The organism is Microbacterium sp. NPDC055665, from assembly GCF_053618035.1.
This window is the reverse complement of sequence record NZ_JBSHGY010000003.1, coordinates 297,601-319,314: the sequence shown is the minus strand read 5'-3', so window position 1 is coordinate 319,314 and position 21,714 is coordinate 297,601. Positions and strand designations below refer to the sequence as shown.

The window sequence follows — 21,714 nt, the reverse complement described above, 5'->3', positions numbered from 1 at the left end:
TCCTCTCTCTCCAGCCGAGGGTAGCACCGGGGCGTGGGAGACCGGCCGTCACGGTCGACCGTCCGCCTGCGCTGCGGGCGTAACGTCGAAGCATGAATGACCTTCGCGCCCTGCTCGGGATCGAGCATCCGATCATCCTCGGCCCGTTCGGCGGGCTCTCCTCGACCTCGCTCACTGCCGCGGTGAGCAACGCCGGCGGACTCGGCTCGTTCGGCCTGTACGGCTACGACGGCGACCGCATCCGCGCGACCGGCGCCGAGCTGCGTGCGGCGACCGACCGGCCGTTCGCGGTGAACATCTGGCTGCCCACGGGCGACGAGGTCGAGCCGAACCCGCAGCACACGATCTTCGCGCAGGCGCTGCAGCCGTTCTACGAGGCGGTCGGTGTCGACGTGCCGGCCCGGCCGGAGCGGTACAACCCGACACTCGAGGAACAGCTCGAGGCGATCTGGGAGATCGCGCCCGCAGTGCTGAGCGTGGTGTTCGGCGTGCCGACAGCGGCGGTCGTCGAAGAGGCGCGTCGCCGCGGCATCCGTGTCGTCGGTACGGCGACCACCGTGGCCGAGGCCGTCGCCCTGGACGAGGCGGGCGTGGATGCCGTCGTCGCGACCGGGGCAGAAGCGGCCGGCCACCGGGTGTCGTTCCTGCGCCCGGCCGAGGAGTCGCTGGTGGGGACGTTCGCCCTGGTGCCGCAGGTCGTGGACGCGGTCGGAGTGCCCGTGATCGCGGCGGGCGGGATCGCCGATCGACGGGGGGTGGTGGCGGCATTCGCGCTGGGGGCTTCGGGCGTGCAGGTCGGGACGGCGTTCCTCGCGACGTCAGAGTCGGCCACGAACCAGGCGCACCGCGACGCCATCCGCTCGACCGCCGCCGACGAGACCGTGCTCACGCGGGCCATGAGCGGTCGACTGGCGCGCGGCACGCGCAACCGCGCCGTGCGGGCGATCGAGGCGAGCGGCACGATCGCGCCGTTCCCGATGCAGAACTGGCTCACGGGCCGCTTCCGCACCGCGGCCGGACAGCAGAACCTGGGTGAGCTGCAATCGCTGTGGATGGGTCAGGCTGCGCCGCTCGTGCAGTACGACTCCGCCGCCGAGGTGTTCGCCGAGCTGCTCGCAGGGGCTCCGGAAGCTCCCTGACGTTCGCTCTGCTGTGTTCCGGTCGCACTTCCTGCCGCGCGGCTGTGTTCCGGTCGCAGTTTCTGCCGCGCTGACGGCCTCGGGGCGGCAGGAACTGCGACCGGAGCGGAGGGTGCCGACCGGGGCGGAGGATGCGGACCGGGGCGGAGGGTGCGGACCGGGGCGGCGGGTGCGGACCGGAGCGCACGGTGCGGACCGGGGCGCACGGTGCGGACCGGGGCGGAGGACGGGGGGCTAGAGGATGACGGTGGACTTGCCGTGCACGATCACGCGGTCCTCGGCGTGCCACTGCACGGCGCGGGCGAGCACCAGGCGCTCGACGTCGGCACCGCGGCTCTGCAGCTGAGCCGCCGACTCGGAGTGGGTCACGCGCGTGACATCCTGCTCGATGATCGGGCCCTCGTCGAGGTCGGCCGTCGCGTAGTGCGCGGTCGCGCCGATGAGCTTGACGCCGCGGTCCTTGGCGCGCGCGTACGGGTTCGCGCCGATGAACGCGGGCAGGAACGAGTGGTGGATGTTGATCACCGGCACCTCGAGGCGCGTGATGAAGTCGTCGGTCAGGATCTGCATGTAGCGGGCGAGCACCACCAGGTCGACGTTTCCGTGCAGCAGTTCCAGCTGACGCTGCTCCATCGCGGCCTTGTCGCCGGAGGGGATGTGCACGAACGGCACCCCGAAGGAGCGGACGGACTCCGCCAGGTCGGGGTGGTTGGAGACGACCATCGTGATGTCGATGTCGAGCTGGCCGCGCTGCGTGCGCCACAGCAGCTCCATCAGGCAGTGGTCGTACTTGGAGACGAAGATCGCGACGCGCTTGCGCCGGGCCACGTCGTGCAGCGACCACTCCATCCCGAAGCGCTCGGCCACGGCGGCGATGTCGGCTTCGAGGGCCGGGCGTGCGGCGGAGAGCCCGTCGAGGTGGATCACGGTGCGCTGGAAGAAGCGTCCGCCCTCGGAATCGGTGGAGTGCTGGTCGAGCGAGATGATGTTCGCGCCGTGCTGGGCGAGCACCCCGGCGACAGCGGCGACGATGCCGGGCTGGTCGTCGCAGGCGATGAGCAGGCGGGCGGTATCGGGCTGAGACATGGGGGCTCCTCGAGGGTGTGCATCGATTCTGCCGTGGATGCACAGCGGGGGCGAATCGCGGGAGGCGACTCGCTACTCTGAGTCTCGTGGAAGCGAGTGACCTCGGCCTGGTGCTGATCCCCCTGTTGGCCGTCGCCGCGCCCCTGCTCGCCCGCGGCGTGCGCCCCGTGGTGCGGGTGCCCATCGTGGTGTTCGAGCTCGTGCTCGGCATCCTCGTCGGACCCGCCGTGCTCGGCTGGGTCGAGCCGGGGCCGCTGCTGGAGAAGCTCAGCGACTTCGGTCTGGCGCTGCTGTTCTTCGTGGCCGGCACCGAGATCGACTTCAAGATGGTGGCGGGCAAGCCGCTCGCCCGGGCTTCAGCCGGCTGGCTGCTCAGCGTGCTGCTGGGCATCGGCCTCGGGTTCTTCTTCGCGCCGGGCGAGGGGATGGTCGTGATCGGGATCGCGCTCAGCTCCACGGCGCTCGGCACGCTGATGCCGATCCTGCGCGATGCGCGGGAACTGGACACACCCTTCGGTCGGGCGATCAGCACGATCGGGGCCGTCGGCGAGTTCCTGCCCCTGATCGCGATCTCGATCTTCCTGAGCACGCGGACCACGCCCATCGCCACGGCCGTGCTGCTGACCTTCGTCGTGCTGGCCGGCCTCGCAGTGCTGCTGGCGCATCGCGTGCCGCACGGTCGTCTGCACCGCATCGTCCTGGCCACCCTGCACACCTCCGACCAGTTCGGGGTGCGCTTCGTGATCCTGCTCATCGCCGCGCTGGTCGGACTCAGCGTGATGCTCGACCTCGACATGCTGCTGGGCGCGTTCGTGGCCGGCGCGGTCTGGCGCATCATCATGGCGCGGGCGCCCAAGGAATCCGCCGAGCAGGTCGAGAGCAAGATCGAGGCCATCGCGTTCGGCTTCCTCGTGCCGATCTTCTTCCTCTACACCGGCGTCACGTTCGACCTGCAGGCGCTGCTCACCTCGCCCGCGGCGCTGGCGCTGGTGCCGATCTTCCTGATCGCGCTGCTCGTGATCCGCGGTGCGGCCGCGCAGCTCTCGGCTCCAGCGGGGATGAGCGTGCGCGACCGTGCGGCGCTCGGCCTGCTCGCCGCGACCGGACTGCCGATCATCGTCGCGGTCACCGCGATCGGCGTGGATCAGGACATGCTCGACACCGGCACGGCCGCGGCCCTCGTCGGAGCAGGCATGCTCTCGGTACTGCTGTATCCGCTGATCGGCATGACCCTCCGTGGGGATCGCGAAGAGGTCGTCGGTCCGGCACGCGCGGGCGAGTCGCTGCAGGGGGAGCTGTGACCTCGGCATCCGCTCTGCTGACGGCCGCCGTGGCCGATCTCGCCGGGGCTCCGAAGGAGGGTCTCGGCGAGCAGCGCGACTCCCGGTGGCGGGGCCGCCGCATCGTGCGCGTGGGTGAGGCCTGGCATCTGGGCGTGCTGCTGCTCACCGAGACCCACGCGCTGGCGACCGCCGAGGTGCTGCGGGCCGCCGACCCCGGCCGCCGTGGCTACACGGCCGAGTCGGCGCGAGAGCGTGCCGAGCGCCGGGCCGAGGCTCTGCGCGGTGGCTTCGGCGAGGGTGAGGTCGTGCACGTGGGGTGGAGCGTGATCGACGTCGATGCGGTGGATGCCGGGGGCTCGTCGGGTCCGCTGTCTCTGGTCGACGGGGTCCCGTCGGTGCGTTGGAGCACGGCCGGGGGGTTCATGCCCCTGGAGGCATACCTGCGCGAGCGCGTCGGTCTGCTGCGTGACGGAGCGGCGAGCTGACGTCGGCGAGCTGATTCGATCCGGGCTGACTCAGTCCGGCCCGGCTCAGGCGAACGTCTCGGCGAATCGCCGGAGGAGTGCCGCGCCCTCGGTGACGGATGCCGCGAGCACCTGCTGCTGCACGGCGTCGAACTCGTCGGGGTCGAAGTAGCCGGTGGTGCGGTAGAACGTCATCCGGTCGGCGAAGTCGCGGGGAGTGGGCTCGGGGTGGAACTGCGCCGCGTACAGGTGCGTGCCCACGCGGTAGGCCTGCACAGGGCAGACGTCGTTGGTCGCGAGCAGCACCGCGCCGGTCGGGGTGCTCTCCGCACTCTCCTTGTGCGCCGTGAAGACCGTCAGCGCAGAGCCGCTGGGGCCGAACACGGGGTCGGCGGCGCCGGCTTCGGTCACGTCGATCACGGTGGCGCTCGCGGGCTCCGGGGTGTCGGTGACGACCTCGCCGCCGAGCATGCGGGTCACGACGCCGATGCTGAAGCAGGTGAAGAACACGGCGACCTCGGCGGCGATCGCCGCATCGGCCAACGTGCGCAGGTCGGCCTCGACACGCAGCTGCTCCGTGGATTTCACCGCGTCGGAGACGTTGTACGGAGACCCGCCGACCACGACCCCGTCGTACCCGCGCACCCGTGCGATGTCGAGCGGCGTCTGCAGCAGGTCGAGCCGGTCGACGACGTCGACGCCGAGTGCCCGCCGGAACGATGCGTGCTCGGCATCCGCCGCCCCGAGCTCGGGGCGCACGCAGACGTAGAGGAGCGAGGCCATCAGGAGATTCTAACGAGCGCGACGAACGTCGCCGGTCACCGGGAGGAGTTCGCGGTGCGACCGCGGACGATGCCGACGAACGTCTCGACGTCGGGCGTGGTGCGCTCACGCGGCCAGACGAGAGCGACGGTCGAGGTCGGTCCGTCGGCGAGGACGCGGTGATCGGCATCCTTGCGGTGATGCATCCGGGCGAGCGACATCGGCACGATCATGATGCCGACTCCGGATGCCGCGACCGCGATCGCCTGGTCGGTCGGCAGCGCGGCGAAGCTCGCCGGCGTCGTCCCCGGCAGGTCGAGGGCTCCGAGCACGTCGTCGGTGAGGCCGATCACGATCTCGCCCTCCAGGTCGGCGGATGTGAGCTCTTCCGCGGCCATCAGGTGCGAGTCGGCCGCGGCGACGACGACCGGGAGCTCGTCGTACAGGGGGATGATGTGCAGCGACTCGTCCGTCAGGGGCAGCCGTACCAGGGCGGCATCGACCTCGTCGAGGGCGGTGCGCTGCGTGGCGGCCTCGATCGGCACGAGTTCGAGCGGCACGCGCGGCATCCGCTGCTTCCACGCGTCGATCCACTTGCCCGGAGTCGCACCGGGCACCGCGCCTAGACGGAAGGTGCGCGGTGCCTCTGGCTCGGTCTGCGGGGCATCGAAGACGACCTTGGCCGTCTTCTTCTTGGGCTTCTGCGGGGGGAACCGCTCGGCGGGAGCGGCCTTGTTCCGGCGTACGGGTGTGCCGCGGCCTGCGCCCTTCGCGGGCCGTCTTCCCTGATTCGCCATGGGGACAAGGCTACTCGGCGAGCGGGCCCGGTACCTCTCGTCGGTCTTCGGTCGCCGCCGCCAGCTTCCGCTGTGCACGACGGATGAGACCCGCGGCCCCGCCGACGAGCAGCAGCACACCGGCGGTGAGCAGGACGATCGCGGTGATCGTCGTGGGCGTCATGGTCATCAGCGTGTCCGCGATCGCTTCACGACGGGTGGCGTCGGCGAGCTGGCTGAGCGCGACGGCGGCGATGGAAGCGAACAGGAGTCCCCAGATGATGGCCGCCCAGCGGGTGCGGGGACGGGTGGTCGTCTCGGTGATCGGGGGAGTGCTCATCACTGGTCTTCCTTCTTCGGCTCGACGACGGTGATGGAGATCTCGCCGCTGTTCTGATCGATGGTGACGGGTTGGATGGTGGTGGTCGACGCGTTCTCCGCAGAGATGTTCTCGACGACGACCGACTCCCCGCCGCGCTGCGTGGCCGACCAGGTGCCGGAATCGATGACGTTGTAGTACTCGGCGTCGACGCGGGTCCAGGTGACGTCCGCCGTGTCGACGGTCGCACGCAGCTGCAGTTGGACGCCCGGATCCACCTGGATGAAGGTCGTGCCGGAGCCCTTCTCGATCACGATCGGCCGGGGCGCGTCGTCGTGCTGATTCAGCGACACGTTGAGCTCGCCGAACGGCTGCCGGATGTGCTCCGCGCGGTAGTTCGTGACCGACGCCCAGCCGAGGGTGAAGCCCTGCAGGGTGGAGAACCCGCCGACGATGAGGCCACCCACCAGGGTGATGACGGTCGCGAAGGCCAGGAAGCCGCTGCGTCGGCGGAAGGCTCCGGCGACGATCATGCCGAGCGCCAGGATGAGGGCGGCGGCGAGCAGTCCGAGGGCGACACCGACCAGTTCGCCACCCGCGACAAGACCGACGGCGGCCCCGGTGATGATCGCGAGACCGAGGATGGTCGCGGCGAACGCGAAGCCGGCGCGCGGGTTCGATGCGCGGCGGATGCGGCGACGCTCGGCGGCCTCGGCGGCGAACACGGCGGCCTCGGCCTGGCGCTCGCGGCGCAGCTGGTCGCGGGCGGCGCGCTCGGCATCCTGTTGCTGCCGTCGCCACGCCTGGTCCTGTTCCTTCCAGGCGGCGTGCTGGGCGCGCCACGCCTCGAGGGCAGCCGGGTCCTGCGAACCAGGGGGAAGGGGAGCGGGAGGTGCGGGCGGGATCGCTGCCGTCGCTGCGGGGTCGAACGCCGCGACGGGTGCGGCGGTCGCGGCGGGGTCGAGGGGCGGGAGCTCGGATGCCGAGCCATCGGATGCGACCACGGTGTTCGCGACCACGGTGTCGGCATCCGGCGCGGCATACGTGCCGTACGGGAGTGTGGCGTCCGTCCCCTCGGCGGTACCCGAACCGCCGAGGGTGACGGACGCGGCCGGGGCCGCCTGATCTGCGGAAGCCATCGGCAGATCCGGCGCGGAAGCACCCGGGGTGCGGCTCGCAGCACGCACGATCAGGATGAGCAGGACGGCGACGAGCACGAGGCCGATGATCCAGCTCATGAGAGACAGGGCCGACCAGCCGTCGTAGCCGAGCCCGAAGAGGCGTCCGGCGAGCGGAGCGGTCGGGAACAGGCCGATGACGGCCATCGCGAGGATGCCCCACTGCACCGGCTGGTAGTCGCGGCGGAGCAGATCGCGGACGTGCACCCGGCCGTCGACATCCGGCAGCAGCGCCCAGGCCGCGGCGTAGAGGAAGATGACCGGCAGGCCGAAGAGGGCCGCGACCACGAGGACGCCGCGGACGATCAGCGGGTCGATGCGCAGGCGTGCGGCGATGCCCGCCGAGACGCCGCCGAGCCAGCCCTCGGAGCGGGCGACGCCGAGCCCGGCGACCCAGAGGAGGAAGCGTTCGGCTCCGCGAGGGATGCCGGTGCCCGGTGTGCCGGTGGCCGGAGCGGCGTGGTCGGCGGGGGGCGGTGGCGCAGTCGGAATCGTCATGCTTCGATCCTGGCGGCAGCGGTCGGTTCCCTGCCATGGGGGGAACCCCTGAGCGGCCCCTGATTCTGCGCCGGGGAGGACCCGGGCAGGGCACGCGGATGATTGGATGGCGTCATGTCCTCTTCGGCGCACGCTTCTGCGCGACCTCCGCGCGTGGCGGCGCCGCCGCGCCCGCCGCTGACCCGCGACCGCGACTGTCTGGTGGCCGGCGTGAGCGCCGGTCTCGCGCGTCACCTCGGCGTGCGCGTGGGGCTGGTGCGGGCGCTGTTCATCGCGCTCAGCCTCTGCGGCGGCGCCGGCATCCTGCTCTACGCCTGGTGCTGGGTCTTCACCCCGTGGGCCGAGGGCGAGAGCGCACCGACGAGGCGGATGCCGGTGGCCTGGCTGCTGCTCGCCCCTGCCGCCGTCGGGGCGCTCGTCGTGCTGGTCTGGCGTGGGGGCAGCGACTGGCTGAACGGGTCGATCCCTTCGGGTCTCGCCGTGGTCGTGGTGGGTGGCGCGGCAGCGTTCGCGACCGGTGCCGGGCTGTGGGCCACCCTCATCGATCGCACCGACACGGCTCGCGGGCCGCGGCACACGATGACCGTGCGGGTCGTCTCGATCCTGCTGCTGGCGCTGCTGTTCACGGTGCTGCTGTCCTGGCCCGTCGCCCGGTCGGGCGTGGCACTGGTGCTTCTCCCGCTCGCCGGGCTCGCCGCCGTGGCCTCGTCGGCGCTGATACCCCGCTGGCGCGAGCTCTCCGGTGAGCGGGTCCGCCGCATCCGCGAGGAGCAGCGCAGCCAGATGGCCGCGCACCTGCACGACTCGGTGCTGCAGACGCTCGCCCTGATCCAGAACAGGGCCGGTGCATCCAGCGAGGCTGCTCGGCTCGCCAGAGCGCAGGAGCGTGAGCTGCGCGCGTGGCTGTACGACGGCGACGCCCCGGCCGACAGCGACCTGCCGACGGATCTGCGCGACTATGCGGGGGCGCTCGAGCTCGACTACCCCGTGCGCATCGACGTGGTCTCGGCCGGCCTGTCTGCCGAGCGCGCGAGTGGTGAGTTGGCGGCTGCGGCCCGAGAGGCGATCCTGAACGCGGCGCGGCACGCGGGCGGTGAGATCTCGGTGTACATCGAGGGCAGTGCGACCGGTGTCGACGTCTTCATCCGCGACCGCGGTGCCGGGTTCTCGCTCGACGATGTGCCGAGCGACCGCCTCGGCGTGCGGGAGTCGATCATCGGCCGGATGCGCCGCGCCGGCGGCTCGGGTGGCGTCCGCAGCGACGAGAACGGCACCGAGGTGCACCTCAGCATCACATCAGGCGCGCACCAGGATCGGCCGGCCGCGCGACCCGCGCCCACCAGGGAGGAGAACCGTGGCTGACACCATCCGCGTCGTGATCGTCGACGACCACTCGATCTTCCGCTCCGGCCTGCGCGCCGACCTCGATGCGAGCGTCGACGTCGTGGGCGAGGCGGCGGATGTGCCGTCCGCCATCGCCGTGATCGGCGAGACGCAGCCCGACGTCGTGCTGCTCGACGTGCATCTGCCGGGCGGCCCCGGCGACGATGCGACCGGGGGAGAGGCCGTGATCCGCGGCTCGGCGCCGACCGCGGCACGGTTCCTCGCGCTGAGCGTGTCGGATGCCGCGGCCGATGTCGTGCGGGTGATCCGCGCGGGGGCGAGGGGATACATCACCAAGGGATCGTCCGGCATCGAGGTCAGCAAGGCCGTTCACGCCGTGGCCGACGGCGATGCGGTGTTCTCGCCGCGGCTCGCCGGCTTCGTGCTCGACGCGTTCGGGGCCGTCGCGGGAGAGACCGCGACCGCGACCGATGAGCTCGACCGGCTCTCGGCGCGCGAGCAGGAGGTCATGCGACTGATCGCCCGCGGCTACGCCTACAAAGAGGTCGCCTCCGAGCTGTTCATCTCGATCAAGACGGTCGAGACCCACGTGTCATCCGTGCTGCGCAAGCTGCAGCTCTCGTCGCGACACGAACTCACCGCCTGGGCGTCGGAGCGGCGACTGCTGTAGTCGCCGGGCGGTGGGTCAGTCGGGCAGCGAGGCGCGGTGAGCGATCGCCCCGAATGGGCGCGGTCAGGCCGCGAGCCAGAGGCCTTTCTGGTCCGTCGCGATGGTGAGGCCTGCGGCGACCGTCTCGTCGTCGCCGATCCTGGCTCCGCGGACGATGCGCGCTCCGGCGCCGATGTCGGTGCGGACACCCACGTATGCGTGATCGCCGACCGCAGCGCCCTGGCCGATGTGCGCGTGCGCGTCGACGAACGCGCCCTCGCCGACCACGGCGTCTTCGTCGATCCAGGCGCCGCGGGCGATGGTCGCCCCGGCGCCGATGCGCGCGCCCGGTTCGATATAGGCACCCGCCTCGATGTGCGCCTTCGGATGCACCTTCGCGCCATGCGCGACGAGACCTCGACCGTTCGCGTGCTTGCGGTACCGCAGCGTCGCGCCCTGGTCGTTCTCGATGTCGACGTAGTTCTTACCCACGATTCCTCCCGTGCTCCGGAGTTCTCCGGATATATCAACAACCACGGCAGGGGCGGATTCATTCCCGCGGATGGATGTAGGGAGCGCGTGAGAGGTTCTCTCCGACCTCCAGGGAGAGATGCACAGTAACAGGTAGCATGTTATATGGCCGGAGTTGATAAATGAAAAAGGGAGTTCCCCGTGAACACTCCTCGCTCGGAGGATTCCTCGGAGGGACAGTCGGTGGGATCATCCGCTGCTGAACAGCGGTCGCCTGAAGTTCCTGCACAGAACGATGGAGTTCCGCCGAGGATGAGCATCAACTCACCACCGGCAATCTTCATCGTCGGCCTTTTGACCGTGCCTGTCGCCTTCATGCTGTGCGTGCACTACGTACCGGCGCCCATCACCTGGCCTGCTGCCATCGCAGGCGTCATCATTCTCGGCCTCTTCACCCGCTGGCTCACAGCGCGTCAGGTGCGAAAAGAGGACGCTCGGTATCGGGCGCAGCATGAGGAGCCGATCCCCCCGGAGTAATCAGCTCGTGCCATGATCATGGCGGTCCGGCGGTTTGGCGGACCCGATCACGATTTCAAACGGGTGCAGTTGCGTGCACGCGCAGAAGTGCCCGTGGTGATGACCACGGGCACTTCTGTTGAGGCAGGGTTCTGTGGTGTGTCTCAGAACCAGTGCAACCACTTTCCGAGAAAGTAGATACCGGTGCCCACGACGAGGGCACCGACCCCGATCGAGGACCACATCATGCCTCGTCGTGTCGTGTCTTCTGGCGACAGCTCTCGGAATGATGCGCCAATCGGATTGCCATTGATTCCGGGCATCTGCGCGAAATCCTGACGGTACGGTTCCGAGCTCTCTTCTTGGTCTGGTTCCATGGTGCCCCCTGTCGGCTCTTCCTCTCCGTTCAAGAGAGGAATCGCGGTGCCTTCGGCTCAAATGTCTGATGTCGCTGGAGGCCGACGAACGGTAACACTTTACATGTGCCTACAAGCTTGTTCGCGTGTACGCGCCCTCGTCGGCCGAGGTCGCCGCGGAGCCGATCACCCGCGCGAGATCCGCAGGCCGGCTCCACATCGGCCAGTGTCCGGTCGGGAGGTCGATGACTTCGAGATCATCGAGGGCGTCGACCTCGGCGAACATAGGATGCCCGGCGCGGGCAAGCTCCAACATCTGCGCGCTCGGGAGGGAGCAGCAGACCAGGGTGGTGGGGACTCGGCGGCGCTCCGCGTTCGTGAGTTCGACGGGCTGCCGGAGCACCGGCCCGGGCTCGGGGACGGCCCGGCCACGGAAGCGCTCGAGCATCTCGGCGCTCAGACCTTCGAGGCTGGCCTGCTCTCCGAGGACATCGAAGGGCGGCAGAGGCAGCTCTTCCGCCGCGTCGGGGAGCTCCGGCGCGAAGACGCTTCCCGGTGCGACGGGGCCGGAGTCGACCCAGACGATCCGGCGGATGAGCTCCGGATGCCGGTCGACCACGATGCTGAGCGGAGCGTTGGCCCCGCTGTGGCCCACGAGCACCACGGGCTGCTCCGCCGAGGCGCCCGCGCGTGTCATGGCCTCTTCGATCGCCGCGGCCTGATCGTCGAGGGTCCGGGAGGATCGCTCGGGATCGTGCGCATCGAGACCGGGGAGCGTGATCGCGATGGCGTCCTGACCGTTCGCTGTCAGACCCTCCCGCACCTCGTCCCAGGCCCAGGCGCCGAGCCAGTGGCCCGCGATGAGGATGATGGTCGGATTCCGTGTTTCTGTCGTCATATCTCGATGCTCGCAGCCGCTCCGGACAGCTGTATGGCACTATTTCTGTCATGAATTCCACGAGGTGCCGGCGGTGAAGCGAACCGAACGGCTCCATGCGCTCACGGAGATGTTGCGCCGCAACGGCACGCGCGGATACACGGCGGAGCGCCTCGCCGCCGAGTTCGAGGTATCGGTGCGGACGGTGAAGCGAGACCTCGCCGCGCTGGCGAGCAGCGGCGCGGCGGTGTGGTCGCGCCCGGGGCCCGGCGGCGGCTACGGGTTGGCGTCGAGTGCATCCCTGCCGCCCGTCACCCTGTCGCCGGCCCAGGCCGTGGCACTCCTGGCGGCTGTGTCGGCGGCGCCCGATGCTCCCTACTCCGATCTGGCATCGGCGGGGGTGCAGAAGATCATGGACGTTCTCGATCCCCGCACACGGGAGAGGGCAGCCGACCTGGGGCGTCGAGTGTGGGTCGATGGATCGCCCCCGTCCTCCCGCGCCGTCCGGTCGGTGCTCGAGGAGGCGATGGCCGAGCAGCGGACGATCCGGATCCGGTACACCTCCCTCACCGGTGCCACGACCGCGCGTGAGATCGAGCCCGTGATGTTCGCCTCCACGAACGGCCAGTGGTACCTGGTCGGCTGGTGCCTTCTGCGCGACGCGATGCGCTGGTTCGTCGTGTCACGCATCGAGCAGGCCCGCATGACGACCCGCGCATGCAGCGGTCACACCGTGCAGGAGGTCGGGACCCCGCCGGCGAACGCCCGGCCGGTGCACGGGCGCCGCAGCGAGTGACCGACTCGGTCGAGCCGTCGGCGGCGCTGCGAGGTCAGCGCTGGCAGACCGGACACCAGAACGTGATGCGCTCGCGGGTCGGATCGGCGCCCTGCTCGCCGCGCCGGATGAGGGTTCCGCAGCGGCGGCACGGGCGCCCGGCGCGGCCGTAGACCCAGGTGCCCTGGCCCGGACGGTCGATGCCCGTGAAGGTGCGGTGGCGGCGGTCGCGGTTGGTGCGGATGGTGCGCACCCCGAGGTCGAGGAGGGCGGCCAGGTCGACCTCGGGCGTCGGACGCGTCGGCACGATTCCGCGCAGGAACAGGAGCTCTGCCGCGTACTCGTTGCCGAATCCCGCGACGTTGCGCTGATCGAGGAGGGCGACGTGGATGCTGCGGGTGTCGGCTCCGAGTCGTCGGAGGGCCTCGGCCACATCCCAGTCGTCCGCGAGCGGATCGGGGCCGAGGTAGCCGACGAGCTGGTCCTCGTCGCGAGTGGGGACGACCTCGATCTCGGCGATGTCGACGCCGACGGCCTCGCGCTCGGAGGTGCCGACGATCGCACGGACCTTGAAGGCCGGATGCCGCCACTTCTCGCCTCGGCGGTAGGTGAACCACGCGCCGTCCATGCGCAGATGCGAATGCAGGGTGCTGTCGCCGATGCGCATGAGCAGGTGCTTGCCGCGCGGGACGACTCCGTGCACGGGCTGACCGGTCAGGTCGAGCGTCGCGAAGCGGGGCACGCGAAGGTCGAAGCGCGTGACCTCGGCGCCGGCGATGGCCTCGTCGAGGCGCCTCGCGGTGCGGAAGACGGTGTCGCCCTCGGGCATCAGGAGGCTCCGGATCCCGCGCCGAGATGCGGGGGCGGCGGAAGCGGCGACGGCGCGGCGTGCGGTGGGGGCGGTGGCGGCGTCGCCGGCGCTCCCGGCGACGATGCTGTGGTGGCGGCGGTGCGGGCGAGCAGATCGCGCGCGAGCATCGTGCTGCCGGCGACCGCGGCCGGCATGATCGCGACGGCCCCGCCGGGGATCAGGAAGCAGAGCTGCGTCGCGACGCCGAAACCGAGCACCCGCGCGCGGCTGCCCGAGAACAGCGCGGAACGATCGGTCGGGCTGAGGTCGCGCGCGTCGAAGGCACGCCCCGTGAGTTCGCGCGCCAGCAGTCGCCCGGTCAGGACGACACCCGAAACCGGGCCGAGGAAGCCGCCGACCGCCGGGATGAAGCCGATCAGGAGCACGCCGATCGCGATCAGGATGCCGAGCACGACGAGCCGGAGCCCTTCGCCGAGAGTGGTCCAGAAGCTGCCGCCGTCGGCGGGCGGGGGCGAGCCGAGGTCGACCTCGACGGCATGCCAGACGCGCTGATAGAAGGGGTCGCCGATGGTCAGGGTCAGGGCGCTGAAGACCACGCTGGCGAGAGCCAGGGCGGCAGCGACGACGACCAGTCCCACAGCGGTGCGCAGCAACCCTCGCCACGGCTCGATCCATCCGTCGGCGAACGGCGTCAGCCAAGTGGAGACCGACGGCATGCCGATCACGAGGGGGACCAGGGCGGCGGCGAGCACGATGACCGCGATGATCGCCGGGATCAGCCCGAGCAGCATGAGACCCGGTCGGGTGCGCCACAGCCCGAATCCGCGCAGCAGGGTGCGGATGCCGGCGGCGAACTCTCGGATCATGGCTTCCAGCGTAGGTGCATCGCTCAGACCACCTTGCGGAGCGTGTAGCCGCGCGGAGTGGCCACGAAGCCCGCCTCCTGGAGGGCGAGCGCGAGCTCGGTGCCGTAGACGCCCTCGCCGTTGATCTTCTCGACGGTCAGGGTGTCCAGTCGTCGGGCGCGTGCGGTGGCGGCCAGGTCGGCTGCTGCGGCGCGCAGCACCTCGCCGTCGTCGCTGAACGACAGCACCGTGCGGCCGCCACGCTCGAGGGAGAGCACGAGGGTGCCGTCGACGAGCACGACCAGGCCGCCCGCCTTGCGGCCGGGGCGGTGCGACACCCCGTCGAGCTTGGGCCACCCGAGGGCCGCGCCGTAGGGGTTCGCAGGATCGGTGGCCGCGAGGGTCACGGCCTTGCGTGGCGGCGGATCGGCGAGCCCGGCGTAGGTGCGGAGTCGGTCGACCGTGCCGGAGGCGGCGAACTGCGCGGCCCCGAGCTTCTCGATCACGTAGCCGCGACGGCAGTGGCCCGCCTCCTCGAAACCGGCGAGTACGCGGTACGCCTGGGCGAAGCCGCCGGGAACGCCCTCGGCCTGCACGGCGCCGCGGGTGACGACCCCGTAGCGGTCGAGCAGGAGGCCTGCGGTGACGGTGGCGCGACGGGCGGCATCCGTCTCGAGCGCCGGCAGCAGCGACCAGCGTCCGCCGATCGACGCCGGCCGCGGCGCCGCGGAACCCGTGAAGGATACGCCGCGATAGGTGCGGGCGCGGGGTGCTCGGCGCTTCACCTTGTGGGCCTGCGAGCCGCCCGCGAGGAGCGAGCGGATCGGGCCGAACGTATCGTTCGTCACGTAGCCCGACCACGTCAGCGACCACAGCGCCTCGAGCACGGACTGCTCGTTCTCGGCCGCGGCCATGTCTTTGAGCTGAGCCGCGAAGTAGGCGCCGCCGACGTCGAGCGCGATGAGGATGCGCGACTCCAAGGAGTCGGATGCGATCTCGGCATCCCGCTCCGGCAAGGTGAAGGGCGCGAGGTCGACCGGATGCAGCGACACCCAGCCGTCGCGACCCGGGAGCGTGCCGTGGCCGGACCAGATGACCTCGCCCGCCGCCGTGAGCTCGTCGAGCATCGCGGGGGAGTAGTCGCGCACCCGCGAGGGCAGGACCAGCGATTCCCACGCACTCGCGGGGATCGGCACCCCCGCGAACTGCTCGATCACGCTCAGGACGCCGTCGACGCCCTCCAGCGGTCGGCCCACGTGCTGCCAGTCGGGGAGGAACCGTGCATAGGCCTCGGGGGAGACCGGCTCGACCGAACCGCGGATGGCCGCGAGCGAGCGCATCCGCAGGCGACGCAGCACCTCGCTGTCGCACCATTCGATCGCGTCGCCGGTCCCTGAGCCCGTCGAAGGGCCGGCAGCCTCCGGCAGGAAATAGCCGCTCGTGAGACGGCCGGCGTTCTCGAGCCGCTGCAAGGTGTGGCGGGCGACCGCGGAGCCGAGTCCGAACCGGGTGGCGACGGCATCCGTCGTGAAGGGGCCGTGCGTGCGGGCGTGGCGGGCGACGAGGTCTCCCAGCGGGTCGGCCAGCGGTTCGAGGAACGCCACCGGGATGCCCGTCGGGAGAGCGACGCCGAGCGCATCGCGCAGTCGTCCTGCGTCTTCGATCGCGGCCACCCGGCTCACACCGCCGATCGTCACCGGGATCGCGCGGCGCGCGGTGATCAGATCGTCCAGGAGCGCGGCGGCGGTCGCGGTGTCGACGGTCTCCGCTTCCGTCTCGAGCACACTCGCCGGGTCGAGGCGTGCCGCCACCTCTTCCGCGTCGAGTGGTCCGAGCATCCGCAGCAGGTCGGCGACACCCTCGAGCCCGCGGGCGCGGCGGTCGGGGTCGAGCCGCTGCGCCTCCCGCTCGAACTGGGCGATCACATCCGGGTCGAGCAGCTCGCGGAGCTCGACCGTCCCCAGAAGTTCGCCGAGAAGGGCGGGGTCGACCGAGAGCGCCGCGGCCCGGCGCTCGGCGAGGGGCGAGTCCCCCTCGTACATGAAGGCGCCGACGTAGCCGAACAGCAGGTCGCGGGCGTAGGGCGACGGCTGACCGGGCTCGGTCTCGACCAGCCGGATGCGGCGGTCGGCGATGGAGGTCGCGAGCTTGCGCAGGGAGGGCAGGTCGTAGACGTCCTGCAGCACCTCGCGCAGCGTCTCGAGGATCACCGGGAAGGTCGGATGCCGCCGGGCCACCTCGAGCAGCTGCGCCGACCGCTGTCGCTGCTGCCACAGCGGCGTGCGCTTGTTCGGGTTCATCCGCGGCATGAGCAGCGCCCGCGCCGCGCACTCCCGGAACCGCGAGGCGAACAGCGCCGAGCCGCCCACCTCCTCCGTCACGAGATGCTCCAGCTCGTCGGGCTCGAACACGAAGAGTTCGGCTCCGGGCGGCTCGGCCTCGGCATCCGGGATGCGCACGATGATGCCGTCGTCGCTCGCCACCGCCGATCCTTCGACGCCGAGGCGCTCGCGCACCCGGGCGTTGATCGCCAGCGCCCACGGCGCGTGCACCTTCATGCCGTAGGGAGAATGGAGGATGACCCGCCAGTCGCCCACCTCGTCACGGCCGCGCTCGACCGTGAGCGTGCGGTCGGTCGGAAGGGTGCCCGTCGCCTCGCGCTGCTCGGTCAGGTGGGCCATGAGGTTCGCGCGCGCCTGCTCGTCGAGACCCGCCTCGATCAGTCGCTGCGCCGCCTTCTCGGGAGTGGCCGCCGACACCTCACGGGAGAACGCGCCCAGGGCTTCGCCGAGCTCGAACGGCCGACCGATGCCGTCGCCGTGCCAGAACGGCACCTTTCCGGGCTGCCCGTAGGCGGGGATGACGTTGACGCGATCGTGGGTGATCTCGGCGATGCGCCAGCTCGTCGTCCCGAGCGTGAACACGTCGCCCACCCGCGACTCGTAGACCATCTCCTCGTCGAGCTCGCCGACGCGGGCGCCAGTCGTCTCGCCGGCCACGAACACACCGAACAGGCCGCGGTCGGGGATGGTGCCGCCGCTTGTCACGGCGATGCGCTGCGCACCGGGTCTTCCGGTGAGGGTGCCGGCATCGCGATCCCACACCAGGCGCGGCCGCAGCTCGGCGAACTCGTCGGACGGGAAGCGTCCGGCCAGCAGGTCGAGCGTCGCTTCGTAGGCCGAGCGGGGCAGCGCCTGGAAGGGTGCGGAGCGGCGGACCGTCTCGAACCACTCCTCGACGCTGATGGCTCCGAGCGCGCTCGCCGCCACGGTCTGCTGCGCGAGGATGTCGAGCGGGTTGCGAGGCACCTGGATCGCCTCGATCTTGCCCGCCAGCATCCGCTCGGTCACGATCGCGGTGTGCAGCACGTCGCCGCGGTGCTTCGGGAAGAGCGCGGCGCGGCTGATCTCGCCCACCTGGTGCCCGGCGCGGCCGACGCGCTGCAGCCCCGAGGCGGCGGACGGCGGGGCCTCGACCTGGATCACGAGGTCGACCGCGCCCATGTCGATGCCGAGCTCGAGGCTGCTCGTCGCGACGACGCAGCGCAGCACGCCCGACTTGAGCTCCTCCTCGACCTGGGCGCGCTGCTCCTTCGACACCGAGCCGTGGTGCGCCTTGGCGAGCACGGGATCGGCGCCCGCGGTCGCCCCGGCCTGGGCCATCATCGCGGCGGGCACGGTCGCGGCCGGAAGCTCGACCCCGATCCGCTCGGAGTAGATCTCGTTCAGGCGGCCGGTGAGACGCTCGGCCAGTCGGCGGGAGTTGGCGAACACGATCGTGGAGTTGTTCTGCAGGATGCGGTCGACGATCGCCTCTTCGACGTGCGGCCACACCGAGCCGGTGACCTCGCTGTACTCGGCATCCGCCGCCTCTCCCGGCACTCCGGGCGGTGGCGGCGGGTTGGTCATGTCGTCCATCGGCACGACCACGCCGAGCTCGAAGGTCTTGGATGCGGGAGGGGCGACGATCTCGACCGGTGCCGAGCCGCCGAGGAACCGCGCCACCTCGTCGATGGGGCGGACCGTGGCCGAGAGGCCGATGCGCTGCGCCGGGGTCTCGATGCCGTTGAGTCGGCGCAGCGCGTCGAGGCGCTCCAGGCTCACGGCGAGGTGCGCGCCGCGTTTGGTGGCGGCGACCGCGTGCACCTCGTCGATGATCACGGTGTGGACGCCGCGCAGCGTCTCGCCCGCGCGACTCGTGAGCATGAGGTACAGCGACTCGGGGGTGGTGATGAGGATGTCGGGTGGGTCGGAGACCAACTTGCGACGGTCGCTCGAGGTCGTGTCGCCCGAGCGCACACCGACCGTGACTGCGGGCGCGGGCACGCCGAGCCGCCGGGCCGACTGCCCGATGCCGATGAGTGGGGACCGCAGGTTGCGCTCGACGTCGACGCCGAGGGCCTTCAACGGCGAGATGTAGAGGATGCGCGTGCGCGGCTCGCCCTTCGCGGGCGGGGCCGTCTCGCGCATGCGCTCCCGGAACACGCTGTCGATCGCCCAGAGGAAAGCCGAGAGCGTCTTTCCCGAGCCGGTCGGAGCCACCACGAGCGCGTGCTTGCCCGCCGAGATCGCGTCCCAGGCGCCCGCCTGTGCGGGAGTTGGCGCGGGAAAGGCACCCCGGAACCAGTCCTGCGTGGCGGGGGTGAAGCGTTCGAGCACGTCGCTCATCCCTCCATCTTCGTCGAGGCCGGGGACATCGGGGCGAAAGGGACGCGCGACGAGCTTGTCAGGGACGTCGTACCTGAGTACCACACCCCTCCGTAGTGGGCACTTCGGTCCGACGCGACGCGGATGCCTCCGCTCATACCGTCTCCTTGTGCCCACCGAACAGACCGCTTCCGCCCCTGCCCGAACCGCCCTCCGCGCTCTCGTCGCGATCGCCGGAAGCGTCCTCGTCGCCGTGGCCCTGACGATCATCTGGATCGCACGGCTGAGCATCGATCGGGTGCTCTACGTGAGCGGACTCGGGGCTGCCGGTGAGCCGACGGCCGGGTGGTTCGAGGTCGCACTGCTCCTGCTCGTCGCCGGAGGTTTCTCGGTCGCCTGGGCCTCGCGCGGTCTGCGTTCGACGGCGCCTTGGCTGAGCATCTGGTCGCCGTCGCTCTCGGTGGCGATCGCGTCGTCGCTGTTCCTGGTCGCCTCGCAGGTGCCGTGCACCACCGGATGCCCACTGCCGGTCGGTCCCACGTTCACCTGGCAGGACCTCGTGCACACGACGGTCGCCGTGCTCGCGTTCGCGCTGGCCGCGTTCGCAATGCTGCAGGTGTCGTTCGTGAAGGACCGCGTCATGCTGCGGATCCTGTCGCTGGGCGCCGGCATCTCGACCGCGGTGATCGCCGCGGCGGGTGGCATCCTCTCGCTCCTGCAGTTCCGTACCGACATCGGCAGCATCCTCGAACTCGTCGCGACCACGATCGGGATGGGGTGGCTCGCGGTCCTCGGCATCGAGACGGCGGTCTCGCAGCGCTCGCGCGCGGTGCGCAGGCAGACGTGGGAGCCGGTATCGCGGGGGAGTGTCGTCGACCGTGCCGCCACGCCGCGCCCCGCGACCGGAGCGCTCGTCGCCGTCGCGGGCTGACGGAACGCCACGGGTGCGGTGCGTAGAGTCGTCCCATGCGAGAGTCAGCACCCGCCGAGGGCGATGTCCGCGCGATGAATCTGCCGCGTCCTCCCGGCGTGGTGCGGCGGTTCTGGAGCCGGCATCCCTGGCTCTTCGACGGGCTGCTCGCCTTCCTCTATCTGCTCCTCAGCACATTCCTGGCGCTGATCACCCCGCTGTCGTCGGGAGTCTGGTCGCCGGACGCCTCGATCATCGTCCCGCTGGTGCTCGGTGCGATCGCCGCCGCCGGACTGCTCCTGCGCCGCCAGCGGCCCTGGCTCACGTTCGCGGTGTTCGCCGTCGTCGCGGTCATCGCCCTCGTGTCGGACACCCCGGCGGAGCCGTTCGGACTCGGCCTCGCGCTCTACGCCCTCTTCGTCTACCGGTCGAACCGCAGCGGATGGATCGCGTTCGGGGTGACGGTGCTGGCCGGTGTCCTCGTCTTCCCCGCCCTGGACTGGTTGCGTCGCGGTGCACCGGAGAGCGCCTTCACCTCCGTCCCGGGGAGTCTGCTGTTCCTCGTCGTGATGCTGATCGCCGCGCTCCTCGGAGTGACCGTGGGTGATCGACGCCGGTATATCGGGGCGATCCTCGACCGCGCCAACCAGCTCGCGCGCGAACGCGACCAGCAGGCACGCATCGCGACACTGGCGGAGCGCGCCAGGATCACCCGCGAGATCCACGACGTGGTCGCGCACAGCGTGTCGGTGATGGTGTCGCTCGCCGACGGCGCGAGCGCGCTCGCCGAGAAGGATCCGCAGCGGTCGCGCAGCGCCATCCAGGAGATCGGCGAGGTCGGTCGGCAGTCGCTCGTCGAGATGCGGCAGCTGCTGGGCGCGCTCGGCGACGAAGCCGGTGATGGCGAGGAGCAGAGCCCGCTGCGGCCGAACCCCGGGTTGAGCGAACTGGCTGCGCTGGTCGAGACCTTCCGCACCGCGGGGCTGCCGGTGACGGTGCGCACGGAGGGAACAGCACCGTCGTCGCCCGCCGTGCAGAACACGATCCACCGCATCGTGCAGGAAGCCCTCACGAACGCCCTCCGGTATGCGAAGGAACCGCGCGAGGTTCTCGTGAGCCTCGACTTCCGGGCCGACCTCCTCGTCATCGAGATAACCGACGACGGGCGGCAGGGGCCACCGGCGGCGTCGGTCGGATCGGGGCGCGGCCTCGTCGGCATCCGTGAACGCGCCCGGCTCGCGGGGGGAACGGTTGAAGCAGGTCCTGTGCCCGGCGGCGGCTGGCGGGTGCGGGTGGAGATCCCCGAACAGGAGGAGGGCTCATGAGCGAAGAGCAGATTCGCGTGCTCATCGTCGACGACCATGAATTGATCCGTCGCGGGATGCGGATGGTGCTCGACGCCGAGGACGACATGCGCGTCATCGGCGAGGCCGCGTCCGGCGCCGAAGCCGTGCACGTGGCGGAAGATCTGCGGCCCGATGTGATCCTGATGGACATCCGGATGCCGGAGATGGACGGCATCGAGGCGACCAGGCGCATCGTTCGAGGGACGCCGTCGAGCCGAGTACTGGTGCTCACGACGTTCGACCTCGACGAGTACGCGTTCGGGAGCCTGCGGGCCGGTGCGAGCGGGTTCCTGTTGAAGAACACGCCGCCCGCGCAGCTGACCGAAGCCATCCGTGCGATCGCCGCCGGTGACGCCCTCGTCTCCCCGCGAGTCACCCGGTCGATGCTCGACCTGTTCGCCACCCGCCTGCCGCGGCAGACCGAGACGGTCGACCCGAGGTTGGACGTGCTGACCGAGCGGGAGCGGGAGGTGCTCCTCGCGATCGCGAAGGGCTACAACAACACCGAGATCGGCCAGACTCTCTTCGTCTCCGAGTCGACCGTGAAGACCCATGTCGGACGCATCCTGCAGAAGCTCGACCTCCGCGACCGGGTGCAGGCGGTGATCCTCGCCTACGAAGCCGGGCTGGTGTGACGATGCCGGGCCGGGAAGAACCCCGGCC

General features: G+C 70.9%; 20 protein-coding genes. 10 read left to right on the top strand and 10 right to left on the bottom strand.

Features of this window, described 5'->3' with window-relative positions; all coding sequences use genetic code 11:
* Positions 1-92: 92 nt before the first annotated feature.
* Positions 93-1,139, top strand: coding sequence for an NAD(P)H-dependent flavin oxidoreductase (locus ACWGO6_RS10865; protein WP_452326699.1), 1,047 nt, complete (start codon positions 93-95; stop codon positions 1,137-1,139).
* A 234-nt stretch (positions 1,140-1,373) separates the two neighbouring features.
* Here ACWGO6_RS10865 and purU read toward each other — a convergent pair whose 3' ends face one another.
* Positions 1,374-2,225 (bottom strand): formyltetrahydrofolate deformylase, encoded by an 852-nt coding sequence (purU, locus tag ACWGO6_RS10860; protein ID WP_136043178.1) that lies wholly within the window; start codon positions 2,223-2,225, stop codon positions 1,374-1,376.
* 86 nt (positions 2,226-2,311) lie between these two features.
* Between purU and ACWGO6_RS10855 the strand changes: the two genes are divergently transcribed.
* A complete protein-coding gene (locus ACWGO6_RS10855) occupies positions 2,312-3,526 on the top strand; it encodes a cation:proton antiporter (protein ID WP_136043179.1) in 1,215 nt (404 codons plus the stop codon).
* Entirely contained in the window at positions 3,523-3,993 is a 471-nt protein-coding gene (locus ACWGO6_RS10850) for a glutaminase (RefSeq protein WP_136043180.1), read from the top strand. The genes ACWGO6_RS10855 and ACWGO6_RS10850 overlap by 4 nt, the downstream gene beginning before the upstream one ends.
* Before the next feature lie 45 nt (positions 3,994-4,038).
* Here the strand turns inward: ACWGO6_RS10850 and ACWGO6_RS10845 are convergent, their stop codons facing one another.
* From ACWGO6_RS10845 to ACWGO6_RS10830, 4 genes are read right to left on the bottom strand one after another with little or no spacing between them, the layout of a single operon-like run.
* Positions 4,039-4,755: a glutamine amidotransferase-related protein gene (locus tag ACWGO6_RS10845; RefSeq protein ID WP_136043181.1), complete on the bottom strand. Its 717-nt coding sequence runs from the start codon at positions 4,753-4,755 to the stop codon at positions 4,039-4,041.
* A 35-nt stretch (positions 4,756-4,790) separates the two neighbouring features.
* The gene (locus tag ACWGO6_RS10840) at positions 4,791-5,531 is read right to left on the bottom strand and encodes a LysR family transcriptional regulator substrate-binding protein (protein ID WP_136043182.1); all 741 of its coding nucleotides are present in this window, start codon (positions 5,529-5,531) and stop codon (positions 4,791-4,793) included.
* 10 nt (positions 5,532-5,541) lie between these two features.
* On the bottom strand, positions 5,542-5,850 hold the full coding sequence (locus tag ACWGO6_RS10835) for a hypothetical protein (protein ID WP_136043183.1): 309 nt from the start codon (positions 5,848-5,850) through the stop codon (positions 5,542-5,544).
* The gene (locus ACWGO6_RS10830) at positions 5,850-7,505 is read right to left on the bottom strand and encodes a PspC domain-containing protein (protein WP_452326698.1); all 1,656 of its coding nucleotides are present in this window, start codon (positions 7,503-7,505) and stop codon (positions 5,850-5,852) included. Before ACWGO6_RS10830 ends, ACWGO6_RS10835 begins: the two co-directional genes overlap by 1 nt.
* A gap of 114 nt (positions 7,506-7,619) precedes the next feature.
* Between ACWGO6_RS10830 and ACWGO6_RS10825 the strand changes: the two genes are divergently transcribed.
* Together ACWGO6_RS10825 and ACWGO6_RS10820 are read left to right on the top strand one after the other, a co-directional pair.
* Positions 7,620-8,867: an ATP-binding protein gene (locus tag ACWGO6_RS10825; RefSeq protein WP_452326697.1), complete on the top strand. Its 1,248-nt coding sequence runs from the start codon at positions 7,620-7,622 to the stop codon at positions 8,865-8,867.
* Positions 8,860-9,519: a LuxR C-terminal-related transcriptional regulator gene (locus ACWGO6_RS10820; RefSeq protein WP_452326696.1), complete on the top strand. Its 660-nt coding sequence runs from the start codon at positions 8,860-8,862 to the stop codon at positions 9,517-9,519. Before ACWGO6_RS10825 ends, ACWGO6_RS10820 begins: the two co-directional genes overlap by 8 nt.
* A 63-nt stretch (positions 9,520-9,582) precedes the next feature.
* Here ACWGO6_RS10820 and ACWGO6_RS10815 read toward each other — a convergent pair whose 3' ends face one another.
* The gene (locus ACWGO6_RS10815; protein ID WP_136043187.1) at positions 9,583-9,990 is read right to left on the bottom strand and encodes a DapH/DapD/GlmU-related protein; all 408 of its coding nucleotides are present in this window, start codon (positions 9,988-9,990) and stop codon (positions 9,583-9,585) included.
* 291 nt (positions 9,991-10,281) lie between these two features.
* Here ACWGO6_RS10815 and ACWGO6_RS10810 point away from each other — a divergent pair, with 291 nt between their 5' ends.
* Positions 10,282-10,506, top strand: a complete 225-nt coding sequence (locus tag ACWGO6_RS10810; RefSeq protein ID WP_452326695.1) for a hypothetical protein — start codon at positions 10,282-10,284, stop codon at positions 10,504-10,506.
* A gap of 465 nt (positions 10,507-10,971) precedes the next feature.
* On the opposite strand, the gene ACWGO6_RS10805 is transcribed toward ACWGO6_RS10810, so the two are convergent.
* Entirely contained in the window at positions 10,972-11,739 is a 768-nt protein-coding gene (locus ACWGO6_RS10805) for an alpha/beta fold hydrolase (protein WP_452326694.1), read from the bottom strand.
* Between the two features lie 73 nt (positions 11,740-11,812).
* Between ACWGO6_RS10805 and ACWGO6_RS10800 the strand changes: the two genes are divergently transcribed.
* Positions 11,813-12,514, top strand: a complete 702-nt coding sequence (locus ACWGO6_RS10800; protein ID WP_452326693.1) for a helix-turn-helix transcriptional regulator — start codon at positions 11,813-11,815, stop codon at positions 12,512-12,514.
* 34 nt (positions 12,515-12,548) lie between these two features.
* Here the strand turns inward: ACWGO6_RS10800 and ACWGO6_RS10795 are convergent, their stop codons facing one another.
* The 3 genes from ACWGO6_RS10795 to ACWGO6_RS10785 are packed head-to-tail and all read right to left on the bottom strand — an operon-like array spanning position 12,549 to position 18,816.
* Positions 12,549-13,322 (bottom strand): DNA-formamidopyrimidine glycosylase family protein, encoded by a 774-nt coding sequence (locus ACWGO6_RS10795; protein WP_136043191.1) that lies wholly within the window; start codon positions 13,320-13,322, stop codon positions 12,549-12,551.
* A complete protein-coding gene (locus ACWGO6_RS10790) occupies positions 13,322-14,170 on the bottom strand; it encodes an EI24 domain-containing protein (protein WP_452326692.1) in 849 nt (282 codons plus the stop codon). Before ACWGO6_RS10790 ends, ACWGO6_RS10795 begins: the two co-directional genes overlap by 1 nt.
* 23 nt (positions 14,171-14,193) lie before the next feature.
* The gene (locus ACWGO6_RS10785; protein ID WP_452326691.1) at positions 14,194-18,816 is read right to left on the bottom strand and encodes an ATP-dependent helicase; all 4,623 of its coding nucleotides are present in this window, start codon (positions 18,814-18,816) and stop codon (positions 14,194-14,196) included.
* Between the two features lie 148 nt (positions 18,817-18,964).
* On the opposite strand from ACWGO6_RS10785, the gene ACWGO6_RS10780 reads away from it, so the two are divergent.
* From ACWGO6_RS10780 to ACWGO6_RS10770, 3 genes are read left to right on the top strand one after another with little or no spacing between them, the layout of a single operon-like run.
* The gene (locus tag ACWGO6_RS10780; protein WP_452326690.1) at positions 18,965-19,726 is read left to right on the top strand and encodes a DUF998 domain-containing protein; all 762 of its coding nucleotides are present in this window, start codon (positions 18,965-18,967) and stop codon (positions 19,724-19,726) included.
* Positions 19,727-19,761: 35 nt separating this feature from the next.
* Complete coding sequence (locus ACWGO6_RS10775; RefSeq protein ID WP_452326689.1) at positions 19,762-21,030, top strand: sensor histidine kinase; 1,269 nt, start codon at positions 19,762-19,764, stop codon at positions 21,028-21,030.
* On the top strand, positions 21,027-21,686 hold the full coding sequence (locus ACWGO6_RS10770) for a response regulator (protein ID WP_452326688.1): 660 nt from the start codon (positions 21,027-21,029) through the stop codon (positions 21,684-21,686). Before ACWGO6_RS10775 ends, ACWGO6_RS10770 begins: the two co-directional genes overlap by 4 nt.
* Positions 21,687-21,714 lie beyond the last annotated feature (28 nt).